Genomic DNA, 17,820 nt, shown 5'->3' with positions numbered 1-17,820 from the left:
GAGTAAGCGCTGAAGCGCTAACTCCCGTCGACAGGAGGTAAGACATGGATCAAGACAACAACAAGGTGCGTTTTTCGCACAACGACGACAAGGTCGTCGTGATCATCGGCTCGGGTGCGGGCGGCGGCACGCTCGCCAACGAACTCGCGCAGAAGGGCATCAACGTCGTCGTGCTGGAAGCGGGCAAGCTGCATACGCAGGCCGATTTCACGACGGACGAATGGGGCGCGTTCCAGATGCTGTCATGGCTCGACAAACGCACCACGTCAGGCAGCTGGCGCATCGCCAAAGACTTTCCGAATCTGCCCGCGTGGATCTGCAAGACGGTCGGCGGCACGACCACGCACTGGGCCGGCGCGAGTCTGCGCATCCAGCCGTACGAATTCAAGGCGAAGACGACCTACGGCGATATCAAGGACGCCAATCTGCTCGACTGGCCGCTCACGCGTGAAGAGCTCGATCCATATTACGACCGCGCGTCGCAGAAAATGGGCGTGACGCGCACCAACGGTCTGCCGGGCCTGCCGGGCAACAACAACTTCAAGGTAATGTCGGCCGGCGCGATGAAAGTCGGCTACAAGGAATGCAATACCGGCCACATGGCGATCAATAGCGTGGTGCGCGACGACCGCGCGCATTGCTTCCAGCGCGGCTTCTGCTTTCAGGGTTGCCGCACGGGCGCCAAGTGGTCGACGCTCTACACCGAATTGCCGCGCGCTCAGGCAACCGGCCATATGGAGTTGCGCACGCAGGCCCACGTGGTGCGCATTGAAACCGACGCGCGCGGCAAAGCGAAGGAGGTGATCTACTACGACGGCAACGGCAAATTGCAGCGGCAGAAGGCGCGCGTCGTCGCGGTGGCCGGCAACTCGATCGAGACGCCGCGGCTGTTGCTGAACTCGCATTCGAGCAGATTCCCGCAGGGGCTCGCGAACGGCTCGGGCCAGGTGGGCCGCAACTATATGCGTCACACCACGGGCTCGGTGTATGCGGTGTTCAACGACAAGGTGGAGATGTTCAAGGGCACGACGATGGCCGGCATCATCGAGGACGAAGCGGTGTTCAATCCGCAACGCGGCTTCGCGGGCGGATATCACATGGAGACCGTGTCGCTCGGCCTGCCGTTTTACGCGGCTTTTCTCGATCCGGGCGCATGGGGGCCGAACTTCAGCCAGGCGATGGATCAATACGCGTACACGGCGGGCATGTGGATCGTCGGTGAGGATATGCCGCGCGAGAGCAATCGCGTGACCTTGAACACGGACGTGAAGGATCAATACGGCCAGCCGGTCGCCAACGTGCATTTCGACGATCATCCGAACGACGAAGCGATGCGTGAGCACGCGTTCAGGCAGGGTACGGCGGTGTACGAAGCGGCAGGCGCGAAGACGGTGTATCGCGTGCCGCCGTATCCGTCCACGCACAACCTCGGCACCGCCCGCATGAGTGCGCGAGCCGAAGACGGCGTGTGCAACCGCTTCGGCCAGACGCATGAAGTGTCGAACCTGTTCATTTCGGATGGCAGCCAGTTCACCACCGGCGCGGCGGAAAATCCGACCTTGACGATCGTCACACTGGCGATCCGTCAGGCGGATCACATCGCCGGGCAGATGAATAAACGCGCGGTGTAACGCGGCTGGACAGGGCAGGCGCGGCGTTCGGGTTCGATGCGATTGTCGGGCGGCGAATGCCGGCGTATGTTGACGAAGGCGGGCGGCGTGCCGTGGCTGCATGAAATGCCACGGCGCACGCCCGGAAACAAGGAGCAAACGTTATGTGTGGGATATACATCAACGCCGATCCGATCCTGTATGAGTCGCGCACGCGCTCGTTGCGCATTCACGGCGTGATCACTACGGTTCGGCTGGAGAATCTGTTCTGGGACGTGCTGCACGAAATCGCGGCGCGCGAGAGCATGACGACCAGCCAGTTCGCCGTGAAGCTCTACGACGAACTGATCGCGCTGCGCGGCGAGATGCCGACCAACTTCGCCTCGTTTTTGCGGGTGTGCTGTTTGCGCTATCTGTCGATGCGCACGGAAAAGGGCGCCGGCGCGCCCGATGCGGTGGCCGAACTGGCGGCAGCGGTGAACGAAGCGAAGCCGCGAATTCTGAAGACGGTTTGATGCGGGATGCCGACGCGCAGCCGCCGCCGCGGTTGCGCGTGACTACCAGGCAGACATGCCGCGACGCAACCGGCGCTCGCCCGACCGCGTGCTAGGATAGCCGGCTCATCACGCATAAAGCTGGAGACCTGGATGAGTCCGGAGAGTGCCGCCCGTTTCGATGAAGAGTTCGCGCCTCGCATTGCCGAGGCGATTGCCGCCTGTTTCGCGACAACCGTGCAGACCAAAGTGCTGCCGTATGGCGGCCATGGGCATCCCACTCGCGTGCGGATTCACGCAGCGCCCATCGAAGACATGGGGCACTACACCTATCCGCTGAATCTGTATCTGACCTGGGACAGCGACGAAATCGAGCGACTGATGGGCGCGGAAGGGCCCTCGCGTTTCGCCGGCTATCTGGCCGCGCTGCCGCGCAAGCTCGCAGCCTGGAATCATGCGCGCGAGCTGGATTTTCTCTCGCATACGCAGGCCGATCCTCTGGTGTTGATCGGCGGACTCGATTTCGAATCGTAAGCGGCGCATTGCGCGCCGCTTCACGCTTGCATAACAGCGGGCGTCACGCGGCGCCAAGCCTTAAGCCGCGGCTCCCAGCCGGAAGAAACTCACGCTTTGCACGAGCCCCGATGCCTTGCTTTGCACCGCATCGGCCGCGGCAGCCGCCTGCTCGACGAGCGCCGCGTTGCTTTGCGTCACCTGATCCATCTGCGTGACGGCATCGTTCACTTCCGCGATACCCGCTGCCTGATCGACGCTTGCCGTCGCGATGGATTCGACGATGCGCGTCACGCTGCCCGCGCTCGCCACCACACCGTCCATCGTATTGCTCGCGTGATTGATCAACTGCGTGCCGGCGTCGATCGTGGCGACTGACTCGCGAATCAGCGTCTTGATCTCCTGCGCGGCATCGGCGGAACGTTGCGCGAGACTGCGCACTTCGCTTGCGACCACCGCGAAACCGCGCCCTTGCGTGCCGGCGCGGGCCGCTTCCACCGCGGCGTTGAGCGCGAGGATATTGGTCTGCGCCGCGATGGCTTCCACCACCGCGATGATATCGACAATGCGCCTGGACGCCGCTTCGATCTGGCCCATCGTGCGCACCGCGTCGCTCATCACGGCGCCGCCATCGCGCGCAGCCTGCGCCGCGGTTTGCGCAAGCGTGGTGGCCTCGCGCGCATTGGCGGCGTTGCGCTGAACCGAGTCGGTGAAATGCTGCATCGACGCGGCGGTTTCTTCGAGCGAGGCCGCTTGCTGTTCAGTGCGTGCGGACAGGTCGAGGTTGCCTGCGGCGATCTCCTGCGTGGCCGACGAAATCGTCGTCGCGCCTTCACGAATCTCGCTGACGATCTGCCGCAAGCGCCGGTTCATGTCGTTGAGCGCGATGAGCAGCAGGCCGGTCTCGTCGCGGCTCACCACGGCCACGTCCGCGCGCAGATCGCCCGCCGCCACCGCTTGCGCGACGCCCACGGCCTGCCTGACCGGCAGTGTGATGCTGCGGCTGAGAAACCACACCGCAAATGCGCCGACGCCGAGCGAGCCGATCACGACCGACAGCAACAGCACCGTGGCGATCGTATAGGCGCGTTCCGCCGCTTCGCTCGTGCGCACGCTGGAATCCTGCGCCTGTTGCATGACGGAAGCGACGATGTCGTCGATCGCGGCGGTCGGCGCGCGGTCGATGCCCTTCACGAGAGCGTCGACCACGTGCGCGGTGTTCGGATCGGCGGCGTCGTAATGCTTGAGCGCATCGAAGTAAGTGTCCTGCAACGAAGCGTGCGTGGCGAGCGCGTTGTCGACGCCGTCCACGTTTGCGCCCAATGCGCTCAACTGATCCTTCAGACGCAGCAGGGCGGCGTGCGTCGTGCCGCTTTCCTTGCTGAAGGCATCACGGTATTTGGCGAACGCGGCCGGATCGGCGCCGCGCAACAACAGGTCCTTCCATTCCTGCACCTGCTTCTTGAACTCGACCTGTGCGACGCGCGCCGTGTCGGCGGCTCGCGCATAGTGAGCGAGCGATTGCGCCGACTCGATTTGCAGCGCATGCGTTTTCGCCAGCGCATGCCAGCCTTCCAGGCCCACGATCATCGTCGCGGCCAGCAACACCGCGCCGAGCAAGGCTAATTTAACGGCGATCTTCAGATTTCTATAGAACGTCACTGCAATGTCCCAGGTAAGGCGTTTAATCGAGTTTGAATTGCGTCACCGCGCCTGCCAGGCTCACGGCCTGGTTTTGCAGTGCGGCGGCCGCCGCCGTGGATTGCTCGACCAGCGCAGCGTTCTGTTGAACCATCTCGTCGAGCTGGCTGACCGCGCGGTTCACTTCCTGAATGCCACGCGTCTGCTCGCTGGCGGCCTGGGTGATTTCGGAAATGATGGTCGTTACGTTGGCGACGTTGCTGACGATCTCCGTCATTGTCTCGCCGGCCTGGCGCACCTGGCCCGAACCCGACGTCACGCTCGCCACTGTCGATTCGATCAGCGCCTTGATTTCCTTCGCGGCCTGCGCGCTGCGCTGCGCGAGGCTGCGCACTTCGCCGGCCACCACCGCGAAACCGCGGCCCTGTTCGCCCGCGCGCGCGGCTTCCACCGCGGCGTTCAACGCGAGGATGTTGGTCTGAAACGCAATGCCGTCGATCACGCCGATGATGTCGGAGATCTTGACCGACGCATGCTGGATCTCGCCCATCGTCGCAATCACTTCGGAAATCACGACGCCGCCGCGCGAGGCAACCTGCGAGGCGGACACGGCGGTATCGTCCGCCTGCTTCGCAGCGCTTGCCGACTGCGTGACGGTCGAGGTAATTTCTTCCATCGACGCGGCGGTTTGCTGCAAGCTCGCCGCGGCGGACTCCGTGCGGCCCGACAGATCGACGTTGCCCGCGGCGATTTCATTCGCGGCCACACGCACCGATTCGCTGGCGTCGCGAATCTGGCGCATCACGTGGCTGAGCTTGTCGATGAAGGTGTTGAACGAACGCGCGATCTGCGCGACTTCGTCGTTGCCGACGGCGGGCAGGCGTTGCGTGAGGTCGCCCTCACCGGAGCCGATGGCATCCATCGCGTCGCGCACTTTCGACAGACGCTGGAACGACACGGCGGTAACCGCCGCCACGACCGCGGCGGCGATGCCCGCGATCACGATCAACGCGATCACCGAAGCGGTCAGCAGTGAACGCATGCCGGCGGTCGCTTCGGCTTTGTCGAGCGCGACGACCGCGTACCAGTCGGTGCCGGGAATCGCTTGCGCGCGCAGCAGCTTCGTGCTGCCGTTCACGTCCATTTCGAGCGGACGCCCGGCGCTGAAGAGAGCAGCGAGCTTGTCGCCGGTCAACCCCGGCGCCACATCGGAGACCGGCTTCAAAGTCAGTTTCGCATCGGGATGCGCGACGATATGGCCGCTCGCATCGATCAACATGCCGAAGCTCGCCGGCGTCGGATGAATCGCTTTGACGTTGGCGATCACGCTATCCATCGCGACGTCGCCTGACACCACGCCTTTCACCGCGCCGTCGCGCACCACCGGCGCGGCGAACGCCACCACCAGCTTGCCCGTGCCCACGTCCACGTAAGGCGGCGTGACCACCGGCTTGCCCGCTTCCGCGGCCTGCCTGTACCAGGGACGGCCGGTCGGATCGTAGTCGGGCGGAATGCCGGTCGGATCGGAGAACTTCGCCGTCTTGTCCGCATAGCCGACGTACACGTTGGTGAACTTGCCGGCCGCAGCGATCTGCTTCAGCGCGGCGGACGGATCCGCTTGCAGCACCGCGTCCTGCAGCGAGTTGATCATCTGGCTGTTGGTGGCGACCCAGTCGCCGATGCCGTCCGCGTGACCGCTTTCGACCGCGGTCAGACTGCTGTCGATGGCATCGGCGTTATACGAGTTGGCGACGACATAGTTGAGAACCGCGTTGGCGGCGAGCGCGACCACAACGATAGCGACGCACAGGGCGACGATGCGCGCGCGAATGGAGGTGAACATGTCGGGAGTCTTTCGGAGTGAGCGGTGAACCGGAGTCGGAGTCGGTGAGGCGGGGGCCTCACACGGTGTATACGGCTCCAATTAGTGGGACTTGAGCGGGGAATGCTTTCAATTGCTCACCAACGGCGGGTGAGCGGTGCGGGGCGGCGTGTCGAGTTCGCGCGAAATTTTTCTTGCGCGTTGGCTTTTTCAATGCGCACGTATTCGTATGACGATAACGCCGGCTAGAGGCGTCCAAGGATCGCTTCACATCACCGGAGAGTGCAGATGATGCGGATGATCGAGTGTCTCCGCAACGATGCGCAGCGCCTCTTCGCATTCATCGCGCGTTTTCGATCCGCCGAGGCAGACGCGCATGGCGTGGGGCGGATTGCCATCGGTCGAAAACGCGGCGCCCGCCACGGCGGCGATGCCCTGATTGCGCAACTGCAACGCGAGTTCAGATGCGCTCCAGCCGCTTTCCGCTGGCACCGGTAACCACAAATGAAAGCCATCCTGATGCGCTTCGAAAGGCCATGCTTCGAGCATGCGCGAAGCGATGATCTGGCGGGCGCGCGACTCGTTGCGGATCGCGTTGAGCATGTCAGCCGCGGTGCCGTCCACGATCCACTGCGTCGCGAGCATGACCGTGAACGGGCTCGCCATCACGGTGGTGGCGCGCAATGCGCCGGCTAGCCGCTGCGTTTGCCGCGGCGTCGGCGCATGCAGATGTGCGACGCGCAGACCGGCGCCGAAGCTCTTCGACAAACCGGTGACGTAGTAGGTCAGTTCGGGTGCGAAACTCGCAAGTGCGTCGGGCGCGTTCTGCGGCAGCATCGCGTAGGCATCGTCTTCGATGATCGGCACGCTGTAGCGCAGCGCCACGTCGGCGAGCGCCTCGCGCCGTTTGTGCGTGAGGGTGAGCGTGCTCGGATTCTGCAGCGTCGGATTGCAATAGAACGCGCTCGGCTTGTCGGTTTTGCAGAGCGCCTCGAAGGCGTGCGCGAGCGGTCCTTCGTCATCGCGCGGCAATGCCTGCAGACGCACGCCGAGTTGCGCGGCGATCGCCTTGATGCCGGGGTAGGCGAGTGCATCGAGGCAAATGGTGCCGCCCGGCCGCGCCAACTGCGAGACGAGCGCCACCAGCGCGCTATGGATGCCCGGGCACACCAGCACGTTTTGCGCGTCGCAATGCGGCACGCGGCGTCTCAACCATTCGGCGCCCGCGTCCTTGTCGGCCGCCGATCCGCCGAAGTCCTGATAACGCAGCAATTGATAGGGATCGCTATCGGCCATCTGCCGCGCGGCGGATTCGCGCAGGCGTATCGCGAAGTCGGGCGGCTCGGGCGGCGTGTTCATCGACATCTCGATGCTGCTGCCGCCCGCGAGCGGCAACGTGGCTGTACGGCCGCGCACGAACGTGCCGCTGCCCGCGCGCGAATCGAGCAGGCCGCGTTTGCGCGCTTCGGCGTAAGCGCGCGCCACCGTCGTGTAGTTCAGCGCGAGTTCCAGGGCGAGATCGCGCAGCCCCGGCAAGCGGTCGCGTGGACGCAGCCGCCCAGTGGCGAGATCTTCTTCGATCAGATCGGGAATCGCCAGATAGGCGGGTTTGCGAATGTCGGCGAGACGTTTGATCCAGTGATGTGTCGGGCTGCTCATTGGTTTCGGGTCTCTATTCACGTTGAGAGAACTTGATCGCATTCGCATGCGATCAATGATCGGATTGATCGACTGTGGTGAATGACTGCACCACGCCGACACGTCGGTATGCGTGAATCGCACATGGCTGGTGCGGTAATGCGCTACAGACAGCGTTTGCACGACATGCCTCGGCTGTATGCAACCTTCGCGCCAAAATTTTTTCGAGTCGCACTTCGAATCGAGACGGAATTGATTGCTGATTGATCGCATTCGCATGCCCGATCAATGGCACGGCCGTTGCATTGGAAGAAGCGCGCACAGCTTGAACGCGCGTCCTCTTTTACTTAGCAAACCTGATCGGAGAGTGTCATGCCAGCCGTCAACAAACCGCTGCATCAGAAAGGCGATTACCTTGTCGACTACGAGGAGAAAGTCTTCGAAGACGTGAAAGCCGAGCCGGGCGAGAAGGCGCTCGTCACGTTTCATACGGTCGCGTTCGAAGGTTCGATCGGTTTCGTCAATATGCTGCAGGCCACGCGCCTGCAACGTAAGGGCTTCGAAACATCGGTGTTGCTGTATGGGCCGGGCGTGACGCTCGGCTTGCAACGCGGCTTTCCGACGCTCGGCGACGAAGCGTTTCCCGGCCATCTGAACTTCAACAAACAACTGACGAAGTTCATGGAAGAGGGCGGCAAGGTCTACGCATGCCGCTTCGCGCTGCAAGCACTGTATGGCCATGGCGAAGCTTCGCTGATCGAAGGCATCCGGCCGATCAGCCCGCTCGACGTGCTCGACATCCAGTTGCTTCACCGCAAGGACAATGCGTTGGTCATCCACACATGGACGGTCTGACGGCAGTTTGACGAGAGGCAAGTGACCACCATGTCCGACAAACGTATCGTGCGCGCCGCAGCGGTTCAGATCGCACCCGACTTCGAGCGCAGCGGCGGCACGCTCGAGAAGGTTTGCGAGGCCATCGGGAAAGCCGCTCGCGAGGGCGTGCAGCTGATCGTGTTCCCCGAAACTTTCGTGCCGTATTACCCGTACTTTTCTTTCGTGCGGCCGCCGGTCGTGTCCGGCGCCGATCACATGAAACTCTACGAAGAGGCCGTGATCGTGCCGGGCCCGGTGACGCAGGCGGTGGCCGAGCAGGCGCGTTTGCACCGGATGGTGGTGGTGCTCGGCGTCAACGAACGCGATCACGGCAGCCTCTACAACACGCAGTTGATCTTCGACGTGGATGGCCGGATCGTCCTCAAGCGCCGCAAGATCACCCCGACGTTTCATGAACGGATGATCTGGGGGCAGGGAGACGCCGCGGGTTTGACGGTGGCGAATACGGCGGTGGGGCGCGTCGGCGCGCTGGCTTGTTGGGAGCATTACAACCCGCTCGCGCGTTATGCGTTGATGACGCAACACGAAGAGATTCATTGCAGCCAGTTTCCCGGTTCGCTCGTGGGGCCGATTTTCGCCGAGCAGATCGAGGTGACGATCCGGCATCACGCGCTGGAGTCGGGCTGCTTCGTCGTCAATGCAACGGGATGGCTCACCGAAGCGCAGATCGCGTCAGTGACGCCGGACACGAATTTGCAGAAGGCGCTGCGCGGTGGCTGCAATACCGCCATCGTTTCGCCTGAAGGACAGCATCTCGCCGAACCGCTGCGCGAGGGCGAAGGCATGGTAATCGCCGATCTCGACATGGCCTTGATCACCAAGCGCAAACGCATGATGGATTCGGTCGGCCATTACGCGCGGCCCGAATTGCTGAGCCTCGCGATCAACCGGCGGCCCGCGGAAACCGTCGCGCCGATGCCGGCGTGGTCGGCCACATCGAGCGTGGATTTCAATTCAACCGAAGGAGGATGCGATGAACGCCAGCGAGTCGCTGTCGGCGCAGAGCCGGCAATTGATGACTGAATTGCAGTCGACCGGTTTGCGGCTCGTGTCGCCGGATGCGGGCGCAGCGAGCCGGCGCGGCGGCGCGGGTCCGTCGGATCACAAGGCGGTGACGGTGGATGGTGTGACGATCATGGTGCCCGTGCATACGAGCACCGCGTGGCATTCGCCCTTCGTCGCGCAGACGCCGGATGCGAGCGGTTCGAGCGCGCTGTTGCGCGGCACGATTCCAATCGCCAACATCAGCTTCCCGAAAGCGCCGCGTTTCTACGGCATGCAGACGCTCGACGGCGTGCCGTACTCGCATATCGCCGCATTGCATAGCGCGGACGTGCTCGCCACCACCGTCTTGCAAACCTGCATTCGCTACGAGAGCCGGCGCAAGAGTTGCAAGTTCTGCGCGATCGGGCAGTCGCTCGCGGCGGGCCGCACGATTGCGCGCAAGACACCGGAGCAACTCGCGGAAGTGGCGCGCGCGGCGGTGTTGCTCGACGGCGTGAAGCATATGGTGTTGACCACGGGCACACCGCCCACGCCGGATCGCGGCGCGCAGATTCTGTGCGAGAGCGCGTTCGCGATCAAGGCCGCGGTGGATCTGCCGATCCAGGCGCAATGCGAGCCACCTGACGACGACCGCTGGTTCGCGCGCATGAAAGCGAGCGGCATCGACACGCTCGGCATGCATCTCGAAGTGGTGACGCCCGCTTTGCGCGAACGCATCATGCCGGGCAAGGCGAGCGTGCCGCTGTCGCGCTACATGGAAGCGTTCAAGTCCGCCGTGGCCGTATTCGGGCGCGGCCAGGTCAGTACCTACATTCTCGCGGGGCTCGGCGACAGCGCGGCGGCGATTCTGGCGATGTCGCGCGAACTGATCGAGCTGGGTGTCTATCCGTTCGTCGTGCCCTTCGTGCCGATCAGCGGCACGCCGCTCGAAGATCATCCGGCGCCCACGCCCGAATTCATGAAGTCGGTATTGCAGCCGCTGGGCGGCATGCTCAATGCCGCGGCCATGCGTTCAAGCGATATCAAGGCCGGCTGTGGGAAATGCGGCGCGTGTTCGTCGTTGTCGTCGTACGAGGAGTGACCATGTTCGGTGAAGCGATTGCCGGCGAGACGCTGGACGGTGACATCGATTCCGCACCGTATGTGCCGAGTGAATTCCGCATCAAGTGGACCACGTTGAATTGGGAAGCCGAAGAGGCATTCAAATTGCGGCGCGCGGTGTTCTGCATCGAGCAAGGCATTTTCATCGCGGATGATCGCGACGATATCGATCGGCACGCGCAGCAACTGGTGGCCGTCAGTTGTCTCGGCGGCATGCCGGAGCAGGTGGTCGGCACCGTGCGGATTCACCGCGATCACGACAACGTGTGGTTCGGTTCGCGCCTCGCCGTGCACGCGGCGTTTCGTCGGCATGGAAAGATCGGCGCGACGTTGATTCGTCTCGCGGTGAGCAGCGCGCATGCGTTGGGCTGCGAGACGTTTTTGGCCCATGTGCAGAGCCAGAACGTGCCGCTCTTTCGCGCAATGCATTGGGACGTGCTTGCGGAGGAAACGCTGCTCGGCAGGCCGCATCATCTGATGCAGGCGCAATTGGACCGCTATCCACCGTGCGTCACGCCCTTTGGCGGTTTCGTCACGCGTACGCAAGCGCAAGTGTATTCGCGCCGTGTCGAGCCCGCGCGGAGTGCGGCATGAGCGTCGCCGATCTTGTCGAGAGCTTGCGCGAAAGTCGTGGGTTCCGCCACAAGACCGATATCGTCGACGTGGTCGGCGCGCTGGCGAAGCGTTTGCCTCACGGCACGCGCGATCTCGCGCAAGCCGTGGCGCTCGGCGACGACTGCGCCGCGCTTGCCGATGGCGACGGCTTTCTGCTCTTTGCGATCGAAGGCATGGTCAGCGATTTTGTCAGCGCCATGCCGTGGTTTGCCGGCTACAGCAGCGTGATGGTCAACGTCAGCGATATCTACGCGATGGGCGGCCGGCCGCTGGCGGTGGTGGACGCGCTGTGGAGTCCGGGCATCGACGCGGCCGACGAGGTGCTGGCGGGCATGGCGGCGGCGTCGGTCGCGTACGGCGTGCCGATTGTCGGCGGCCACACGAATACGCGCAGCGACGCGGCGCAACTGGCGGTGTCGATTATCGGCCGCGCCAAGGCCTTGCTATCGAGCTTCAACGCGAAACCAGGCGACAGCCTGATGATGGTAGTCGATCTGCGGGGCCGTTTTGAAGAACCGTATCCGTTCTGGAATGCGTCGGTGGATGCGCCGGCCGAGCGTCTGCGCGGCGATCTCGAACTGCTGCCGCAATTGGCGGAAAACGGCCTGTGCGACGCCGCGAAAGACATCAGCATGGCGGGCACGCTCGGCACGGCGTTGATGTTGCTCGAATGCTCGCGAGTAGGGGCGCGGATAGACCTCGCTCGCATTCCCAAACCCGAAGGCGTGGCGCTGGAACGCTGGGTGACCGCGTTTCCGAGTTTCGGCTATCTGCTATCCGTGCGACCCGCGCATGTCGATGCTGTGCAGGCGCTATTCGATGCACGTGCTCTCTCGTGTGCAGTGATCGGATCGGTCGGTGCGGCGAGTCAGGTTGTCGTGCATCACAGAGACGACGCTGCGACGCTATGGGATTTTCAACGCGAGCCTTTCATTGTCGGGAAGGGTGACGTGACATGAACGCGTTGTGCACAGTCAACCCGCGTGACGGCGTCCTGCACACGCTCGAACTGACGACGCTTTTGACGATACACGGGCACGACGCAACCGTGTTCGTCCCCACTCATTGATTCGAGGATCAGCGATGCCTGTCATGCACTTTCGCATTCAATGGCCTGATGGCGACGAAGCGAACTGTTACTCGCCCTCGCACGTGATCGGCGATTTTTTCATCCCGGGCGAGGCCTACGCGCTGGAGGATTTCGTGGCGCGCTCGCGGCAGGCGCTGGGCATCGCGTCCGAGCGGGTGCGCGAGAAATATGGCTTTGCCTGCTCGGCGGCAATGGACCAGCTTGCGCAGATCGAGCGCGACGCGGCGCGCTTTCGCGATCGGCCGGACGCGACCGTCAAGGTTATCGAATTCAGCTAGGCGCTTATTCTTTCAGAGGACGCATCATGTCGAATCCAGCACATCACGCGCGTGCCGAGGGCCATTACAGCGTGCTCGTCGTCGGCGGCGGGCAGGCGGGTCTGTCGGTCAGTTATTACCTCAAAGAGGCCGGCATCGACCATCTGGTCGTTGAAAAGAACACCGTGACGCACACGTGGCGTGAGCAGCGCTGGGACGCTTTCTGTCTGGTCACGCCGAACTGGCAATGCGCGCTGCCCGGTTATCCGTATCGCGGCGACGATCCGCACGGCTTCATGAAGAAGGACGAGATCGTGGCTTACCTCGACGGTTTCATCGAACATGTCGATGCGCCGTTGATGGAGCGCACGGAGGTCAAACGCGTCAAGCGGCGCGACGACGGTGTCTACGCGATCACGACGACGCGGGGCGATTTCAGCGCGGATCAGGTGGTGGTGGCCTCGGGCGGCTATCACACACCGATCGTGCCCCGCCTGGCAGAGCGCTTGCCCGCGCGAATCGTGCAACTGCAGTCGTCGGCGTATCGCAACCCGCAGGCGCTGCCTGACGGCGCGGTGATGGTGGTCGGCACAGGGCAGTCCGGCGCGCAGATCGCGGAAGACCTGCATCTGGCCGGCCGCAAGGTGGTGCTGGCGGTCGGCGAGGCGCCGCGTTGCGCGCGCTTCTATCGTGGCCGCGACGTGGTGGATTGGCTGGCCGACATGCAGTACTACGACATGCCGGTGGAAAAACATCCGTTGCGCGAAGGCGTGCGCGACAACACCAATCATTACGTGACGGGCCGCGACGGCGGCCGCGATATCGATTTGCGCAAGTTCGCTGCCGAAGGCATGGAGTTGTACGGCCGCCTCGACGATCTGCGCGACGGCCAGTTTCATTTCTCGCCCACGCTCGCGGCCAATCTCGATGCGGCGGACGATACGTATAACCGGATCAACGTGAGCATCGACAACTTCATCGAGAAGCGCGGTATCGACGCGCCGAAGGGCGGTGTGTACGAACCTGTCTGGCGTCCGTCACAGGAACGCACCACCCTTGATCTGGAAGCAAGCGGCATTGCCGCGATCATCTGGTGCATCGGTTTTACGCCGGACTTCAGCTGGCTCGATGCACCCGTGTTCAACGGTCGTGGTTATCCGGCGCATACGCGCGGTATTACGCCGATCGACGGCTTGTATTTCGTCGGCTTGCCGTGGCTGCATACGTGGGGCTCGGGGCGTTTCTCCGGCGTCGCGCGCGATGCGGAGTTCATCGTGCAGGCGATTCGCGAGAAGGCACGCGAGCGCGCGTCGTTATCGTCCGCTGTCGCCGCGTGACGTTGCTCGATGCAGTGACCAGGCATGGTGCATGAAAAAACGGCCGCTGCGTTTTTCATCGCAGCGGCCGCTGTATTTCACCGATACGTTCGGCTAAGGCTTAGCTACCCAGCGCCGGATCGCTCATGCTGCTCTTGCCGGTTTCCACGTGTCCGGCAAATCGCCGCGCGAACAGCGGATCCGTATTGACCGTAATCGCCAGATCGTACCAGCCGTGCGCGTTGCGCAGATCGAGGTAGATCTGGTCGGTATCGCCGCCGCGCACCGTATGCCGGATCACGTTGTTCGGGTCGTACGCGTTGACGATCTTGAACTGGGCAGGCGCGCTGCCCACGTTTTCCAGACGCAGTTGCAGATTGCCGTTCGCGACGTCATAACCTTCCTCGACTTCAGGACGCGCGATGTCGGAGCCGTTCCACCAACTGCGCGCGACCGGCTTGCCCGCGAAGCGGCGCAGAAAGCCATTCGGGCCGTACACGGTGAAGTCGTAACTGCCGTCCGCATTCAGCGGCAATACGTCCTGCAGGCGCTTGCCGGCTTCGACCGTATAGGTGCGCGGCGCGTCGAGACTATGAGCGGCGTAGACGAGAAACACCGCGCCGGTACGGCCCGTGTTGACGAAGCGCATCGTGAGCTGGTTGGCCGAACCTTCGCCATGCACACGCACGAACAACTCGTACGGCAACGCGCGCGCGGGGCGCACGCCGGGTTCCTGCTTCGGCACGGCCTGCAACGCGGGCGGCAGCGGCACGTAATCCGGATGGCGGTTCTGATCCGGCGGCACGTAGCCGCTCGTGCCCGGCAGCGTCGGGAAAGCGTCGTTCGGATTGCTGAAGTTGAACGCCGACATCAGATCGCCGCACACCGCGCGGCGCCACGGCGTGATGTTCGACTCGCCGAGATTGTGCTCGTGGCCGAAACGCTTTTCGATGAAACGGATCACCGACGTGTGGTCGAACAGTTCCGAGCACACGTAGCCGCCTTTGGACCACGGCGACACCACCAGCATCGGCACACGCGGTCCGAGTCCATACGGGGCGGCGGGAGTCTTCGCGTCGCCCGGATAGATTTCGTTGCTGGTGTCGACAGTGGACAGACCGTTCGCGCTCGACGACGGTGCGAACGGCGGCACCATGTGATCGAAGAAGCCGTCGTTCTCGTCGTAATTGATCAGCAGCACCGTCTTGCTCCACACCTCGGGATTCGACGTGAGAATCTGCAAGACCTGGTCGATGTACCACGCGCCATAGTTCGTCGGCCAGTTCGGATGTTCGGAGTAGGCTTCGGGCGCGACGATCCACGACACTTGCGGCAATGCGTTGCTCTGCACGTCGCGCTTGAGGATGTCGAAGTAGCCGTCACCCTTCGCCGCGTTCGTGCCGGTGCGCGCGTTGTCGTAAAGCGGATTGCCGGGCTGCGCGTTGCGGTACTGATTGAAATAGAGCAGCGAGTTGTCGCCGTAGTTGCCGATGTACGGGTTCTGCGTCCAGCCCCACGAGCCGTTCGCGTCGAGACCGGTGCCGATGTCCTGATAGATCTTCCACGAAATGCCCGCGTTTTGCAGCACTTCGGGGTACGTGGACCAGCCATAGCCCAGTTCGGAGTTGTCGATCACCGGGCCGCCGCCGCTGCCGTCGTTGCCGACCCAGCCGCTCCACATGTAATAGCGGTTCGGGTCCGTCGGTCCCATCAGCGAGCAGTGGTACGCGTCGCAGATGGTGAATGCGTCGGCGAGTTGATAGTGGAACGGAATGTCTTCGCGCGTGAAATAGGCCATCGTCGTGGCGCTTTTGGCGGGCACCCATTGATCGTAGCGGCCGCCGTTCCATGCCGCGTGCGTGCTGGTCCAGTCGTGCGCGAGATCCTGCAGGAATTGCAGACCCAGATTCGGCGCGCTCGGGCGGAACGGCAGCACGTAACCGGCGTCCGCCGCCAGCGGCTGATACCACACAGGCTTGCCGTTGGGCAGACTGATCGCGCGCGTGTCGCCAAAACCGCGCACGCCCTTGAGCGTGCCGAAGTAGTGGTCGAACGAACGGTTTTCCTGCATCAGCACGACGATGTGCTCGACGTCGCGAATGGTGCCGGTCTTGTTGTTGGCGGGAATGGCGAGGGCGTTGCGAATGCCCAGCGGCAGCATGCTCAGCGCGGTGGCGGAACCAGCTGCATGCGCGGCGGAGCGCAGAAAATCACGGCGATTTTTTGAGGTCATGGTATTGGCTTTCGATCTTCGGTGGAGGAACGATGCACGCAACGCACGAGGGACTCGCCCGCGCGCCGCGTGACGCGCGAAACTCAGTCGACGGTATGGATCACGGGTGTGGCGAGCGGCGTCGACGCGGCGGCGGACAATGCCGGGTCGGCGCTTGATGCGGGTAGTGCGGGGGTTTGAATCGTAACGGCAGCGGGCGCGGGTGAAGCGAAGGACGGATTCGCCGACAGCACGGCGCCGGCGTTACTGTCGCTGGCCGGACTCCCGGTAGACGTAACCGCGCGCGTGTCCGGGGTTTTGTCGTCGTCGTTGCCGCATGCGCCGAGCAGCATGCACAGCGACACGGCGACCAGTGCGGCCGCCAAACGTTTGCAATGCAAGGCAATCGACGGGTTCGACACAACAGACATGGCAATGTCTCCGGCACGGGGAAGATGAGCCAGGGCGTCCATGTGCCCAGGTCAGCGATGCGCAAGAATAGTCGCTTACCTGTGTAACTTTTGTGAAGATGTGGAAATTTGGGTATTTGTTGAGAATTGCGCGACCGTCAATCCTGGATGGCGACGATGGCCTCGATCTCGACGGTAATATTGCCCGGCAGCGAACCCGCGCCGACCGCGGAGCGCGAGATTGCCCCCGCGTGTGCAGTGCGTGAAGTTAATCTGAGGCGTTTGCCGGAAATAGCGTGTGACGCGGCACGTCGTCGGGAAGACGCGCCGCGCTCATGACCTCAATGGTCCAAACGCGTTGCGCTCGAAACGAATGCCGCAATGGCTTCGTTCAGCGGCCCCGGCACGTCGCGATGCGGCGAGTGTCCGCAAGCGTCGAGCTTGACCAGTTGCGCATGCGGCACGTGTGCGGCGATCGTCTCGATCTGCGCCATCGTGCCGTAGTTGTCGTCGTGGCCTTGCACGGCGAGCAACGGCTTGCGGATCGACGCCAATTCTTCTGCAATCGACCACTGCCTGAAAGCCGGATTCAGCCAGATATCGTTCCAGCCATAAAACGCGGAATCGACGTCCGCGTGATAGCGGCCGAGCTTGCTGCGCAGATCCGTTGTTTCGTAGAGTTGTTTGGTCTGCGCGATACTCTCCACCGAAATATCTTCGACGAAGACATGCGGCGCAATTGCCACCGCTCCGGCCAATTCTTCAGGATGGAGCGCTGCATACAGCAGCGTGATCGAGCCGCCGTCGCTATGGCCGATCACCCACATACGCCGGCGTTCGCGCATATCGATATCGAGCGCGTCGAGCAACGCGGGCAGGATATCGCGCGCCTGCGCCGTCATGAAATCGACGGGCCACTTCACCTCATGCGGACGCGGCGTGGAAAGTCCGTAGCCAGGCCGCGAATAAACCAGCCCACGCATGCCGAGCCGCTCGCACAGCGCTTGCGGCCAGTCGCGCCACATCGCGATCGAACCGAGGCCTTCATGCAGGAAGACGGCGATCGGCGCGTTGCCGGCCGCTTCATTCAGCCAACGATACTCGATGCGCAACGGCCCATGCGACGCGCAAGCGGGCAAGTCAGCGAATTCGCTGGCGCTCGTCGCTGCAACGTTGCCAATGGCGGGGTTCTGCATAGA

The 17,820-nt window shown here is 63.3% G+C and carries 16 protein-coding genes; 10 read left to right on the top strand and 6 right to left on the bottom strand.

The features are described 5' to 3' along the window. Positions 1-44: 44 nt before the first annotated feature. From B0G81_RS19120 to B0G81_RS19110, 3 genes are all read left to right on the top strand, one after another. Positions 45-1,631 carry a GMC family oxidoreductase gene (locus B0G81_RS19120; RefSeq protein WP_134137992.1) on the top strand — a complete coding sequence of 529 codons (1,587 nt, stop codon included), beginning with the start codon at positions 45-47 and terminating at the stop codon, positions 1,629-1,631. 143 nt (positions 1,632-1,774) lie between these two features. Next, positions 1,775-2,125: a ribbon-helix-helix domain-containing protein gene (locus B0G81_RS19115; protein ID WP_134137991.1), complete on the top strand. Its 351-nt coding sequence runs from the start codon at positions 1,775-1,777 to the stop codon at positions 2,123-2,125. 132 nt (positions 2,126-2,257) lie between these two features. Further along, on the top strand, positions 2,258-2,638 hold the full coding sequence (locus tag B0G81_RS19110) for a DUF5594 family protein (RefSeq protein WP_116139958.1): 381 nt from the start codon (positions 2,258-2,260) through the stop codon (positions 2,636-2,638). Positions 2,639-2,698: 60 nt separating this feature from the next. Here the strand turns inward: B0G81_RS19110 and B0G81_RS19105 are convergent, their stop codons facing one another. The 3 genes from B0G81_RS19105 to B0G81_RS19095 all read right to left on the bottom strand — a co-directional run bounded on the left by B0G81_RS19105 (position 2,699) and on the right by B0G81_RS19095 (position 7,739). Then, on the bottom strand, positions 2,699-4,279 hold the full coding sequence (locus B0G81_RS19105) for a methyl-accepting chemotaxis protein (RefSeq protein WP_134137990.1): 1,581 nt from the start codon (positions 4,277-4,279) through the stop codon (positions 2,699-2,701). Between the two features lie 22 nt (positions 4,280-4,301). Continuing rightward, positions 4,302-6,101 (bottom strand): methyl-accepting chemotaxis protein, encoded by a 1,800-nt coding sequence (locus B0G81_RS19100; protein ID WP_116139962.1) that lies wholly within the window; start codon positions 6,099-6,101, stop codon positions 4,302-4,304. Between the two features lie 246 nt (positions 6,102-6,347). Continuing rightward, the gene (locus B0G81_RS19095) at positions 6,348-7,739 is read right to left on the bottom strand and encodes a PLP-dependent aminotransferase family protein (protein ID WP_134137989.1); all 1,392 of its coding nucleotides are present in this window, start codon (positions 7,737-7,739) and stop codon (positions 6,348-6,350) included. A 351-nt stretch (positions 7,740-8,090) separates the two neighbouring features. Here B0G81_RS19095 and B0G81_RS19090 point away from each other — a divergent pair, with 351 nt between their 5' ends. The 7 genes from B0G81_RS19090 to B0G81_RS19060 all read left to right on the top strand — a co-directional run bounded on the left by B0G81_RS19090 (position 8,091) and on the right by B0G81_RS19060 (position 14,020). Then, positions 8,091-8,573, top strand: coding sequence for an MSMEG_0572/Sll0783 family nitrogen starvation response protein (locus B0G81_RS19090; RefSeq protein WP_012433701.1), 483 nt, complete (start codon positions 8,091-8,093; stop codon positions 8,571-8,573). Positions 8,574-8,603: 30 nt separating this feature from the next. Then, positions 8,604-9,638, top strand: coding sequence for a Nit6803 family nitrilase (locus B0G81_RS19085; protein ID WP_116117789.1), 1,035 nt, complete (start codon positions 8,604-8,606; stop codon positions 9,636-9,638). Next, positions 9,631-10,701: an MSMEG_0568 family radical SAM protein gene (locus tag B0G81_RS19080; protein ID WP_116119592.1), complete on the top strand. Its 1,071-nt coding sequence runs from the start codon at positions 9,631-9,633 to the stop codon at positions 10,699-10,701. Before B0G81_RS19085 ends, B0G81_RS19080 begins: the two co-directional genes overlap by 8 nt. A gap of 2 nt (positions 10,702-10,703) precedes the next feature. Further along, positions 10,704-11,315, top strand: coding sequence for an MSMEG_0567/Sll0786 family nitrogen starvation N-acetyltransferase (locus tag B0G81_RS19075; RefSeq protein WP_134137988.1), 612 nt, complete (start codon positions 10,704-10,706; stop codon positions 11,313-11,315). Continuing rightward, positions 11,312-12,295 carry a sll0787 family AIR synthase-like protein gene (locus tag B0G81_RS19070; RefSeq protein ID WP_134137987.1) on the top strand — a complete coding sequence of 328 codons (984 nt, stop codon included), beginning with the start codon at positions 11,312-11,314 and terminating at the stop codon, positions 12,293-12,295. Before B0G81_RS19075 ends, B0G81_RS19070 begins: the two co-directional genes overlap by 4 nt. Positions 12,296-12,419: 124 nt before the next feature. Next, complete coding sequence (locus B0G81_RS19065; RefSeq protein ID WP_116117786.1) at positions 12,420-12,704, top strand: MSMEG_0570 family nitrogen starvation response protein; 285 nt, start codon at positions 12,420-12,422, stop codon at positions 12,702-12,704. 26 nt (positions 12,705-12,730) lie between these two features. Continuing rightward, on the top strand, positions 12,731-14,020 hold the full coding sequence (locus B0G81_RS19060; protein WP_134137986.1) for an MSMEG_0569 family flavin-dependent oxidoreductase: 1,290 nt from the start codon (positions 12,731-12,733) through the stop codon (positions 14,018-14,020). A 100-nt stretch (positions 14,021-14,120) separates the two neighbouring features. Here B0G81_RS19060 and B0G81_RS19055 read toward each other — a convergent pair whose 3' ends face one another. From B0G81_RS19055 to B0G81_RS19040, 3 genes are all read right to left on the bottom strand, one after another. Next, positions 14,121-16,232, bottom strand: coding sequence for a phospholipase C, phosphocholine-specific (locus B0G81_RS19055; RefSeq protein WP_134137985.1), 2,112 nt, complete (start codon positions 16,230-16,232; stop codon positions 14,121-14,123). Between the two features lie 83 nt (positions 16,233-16,315). Further along, positions 16,316-16,642 (bottom strand): hypothetical protein, encoded by a 327-nt coding sequence (locus B0G81_RS19050; RefSeq protein ID WP_134137984.1) that lies wholly within the window; start codon positions 16,640-16,642, stop codon positions 16,316-16,318. Between the two features lie 320 nt (positions 16,643-16,962). Next, a complete protein-coding gene (locus B0G81_RS19040; RefSeq protein WP_134137983.1) occupies positions 16,963-17,817 on the bottom strand; it encodes an alpha/beta hydrolase in 855 nt (284 codons plus the stop codon). Positions 17,818-17,820: the final 3 nt, after the last annotated feature.

It is taken from the genome of Paraburkholderia sp. BL6665CI2N2 (genome assembly GCF_004366535.1).
GTDB lineage: Bacteria > Pseudomonadota > Gammaproteobacteria > Burkholderiales > Burkholderiaceae > Paraburkholderia.
Note: the sequence above shows the minus strand (reverse complement) of the source record. Positions and strands in the feature narration are given on the sequence as shown.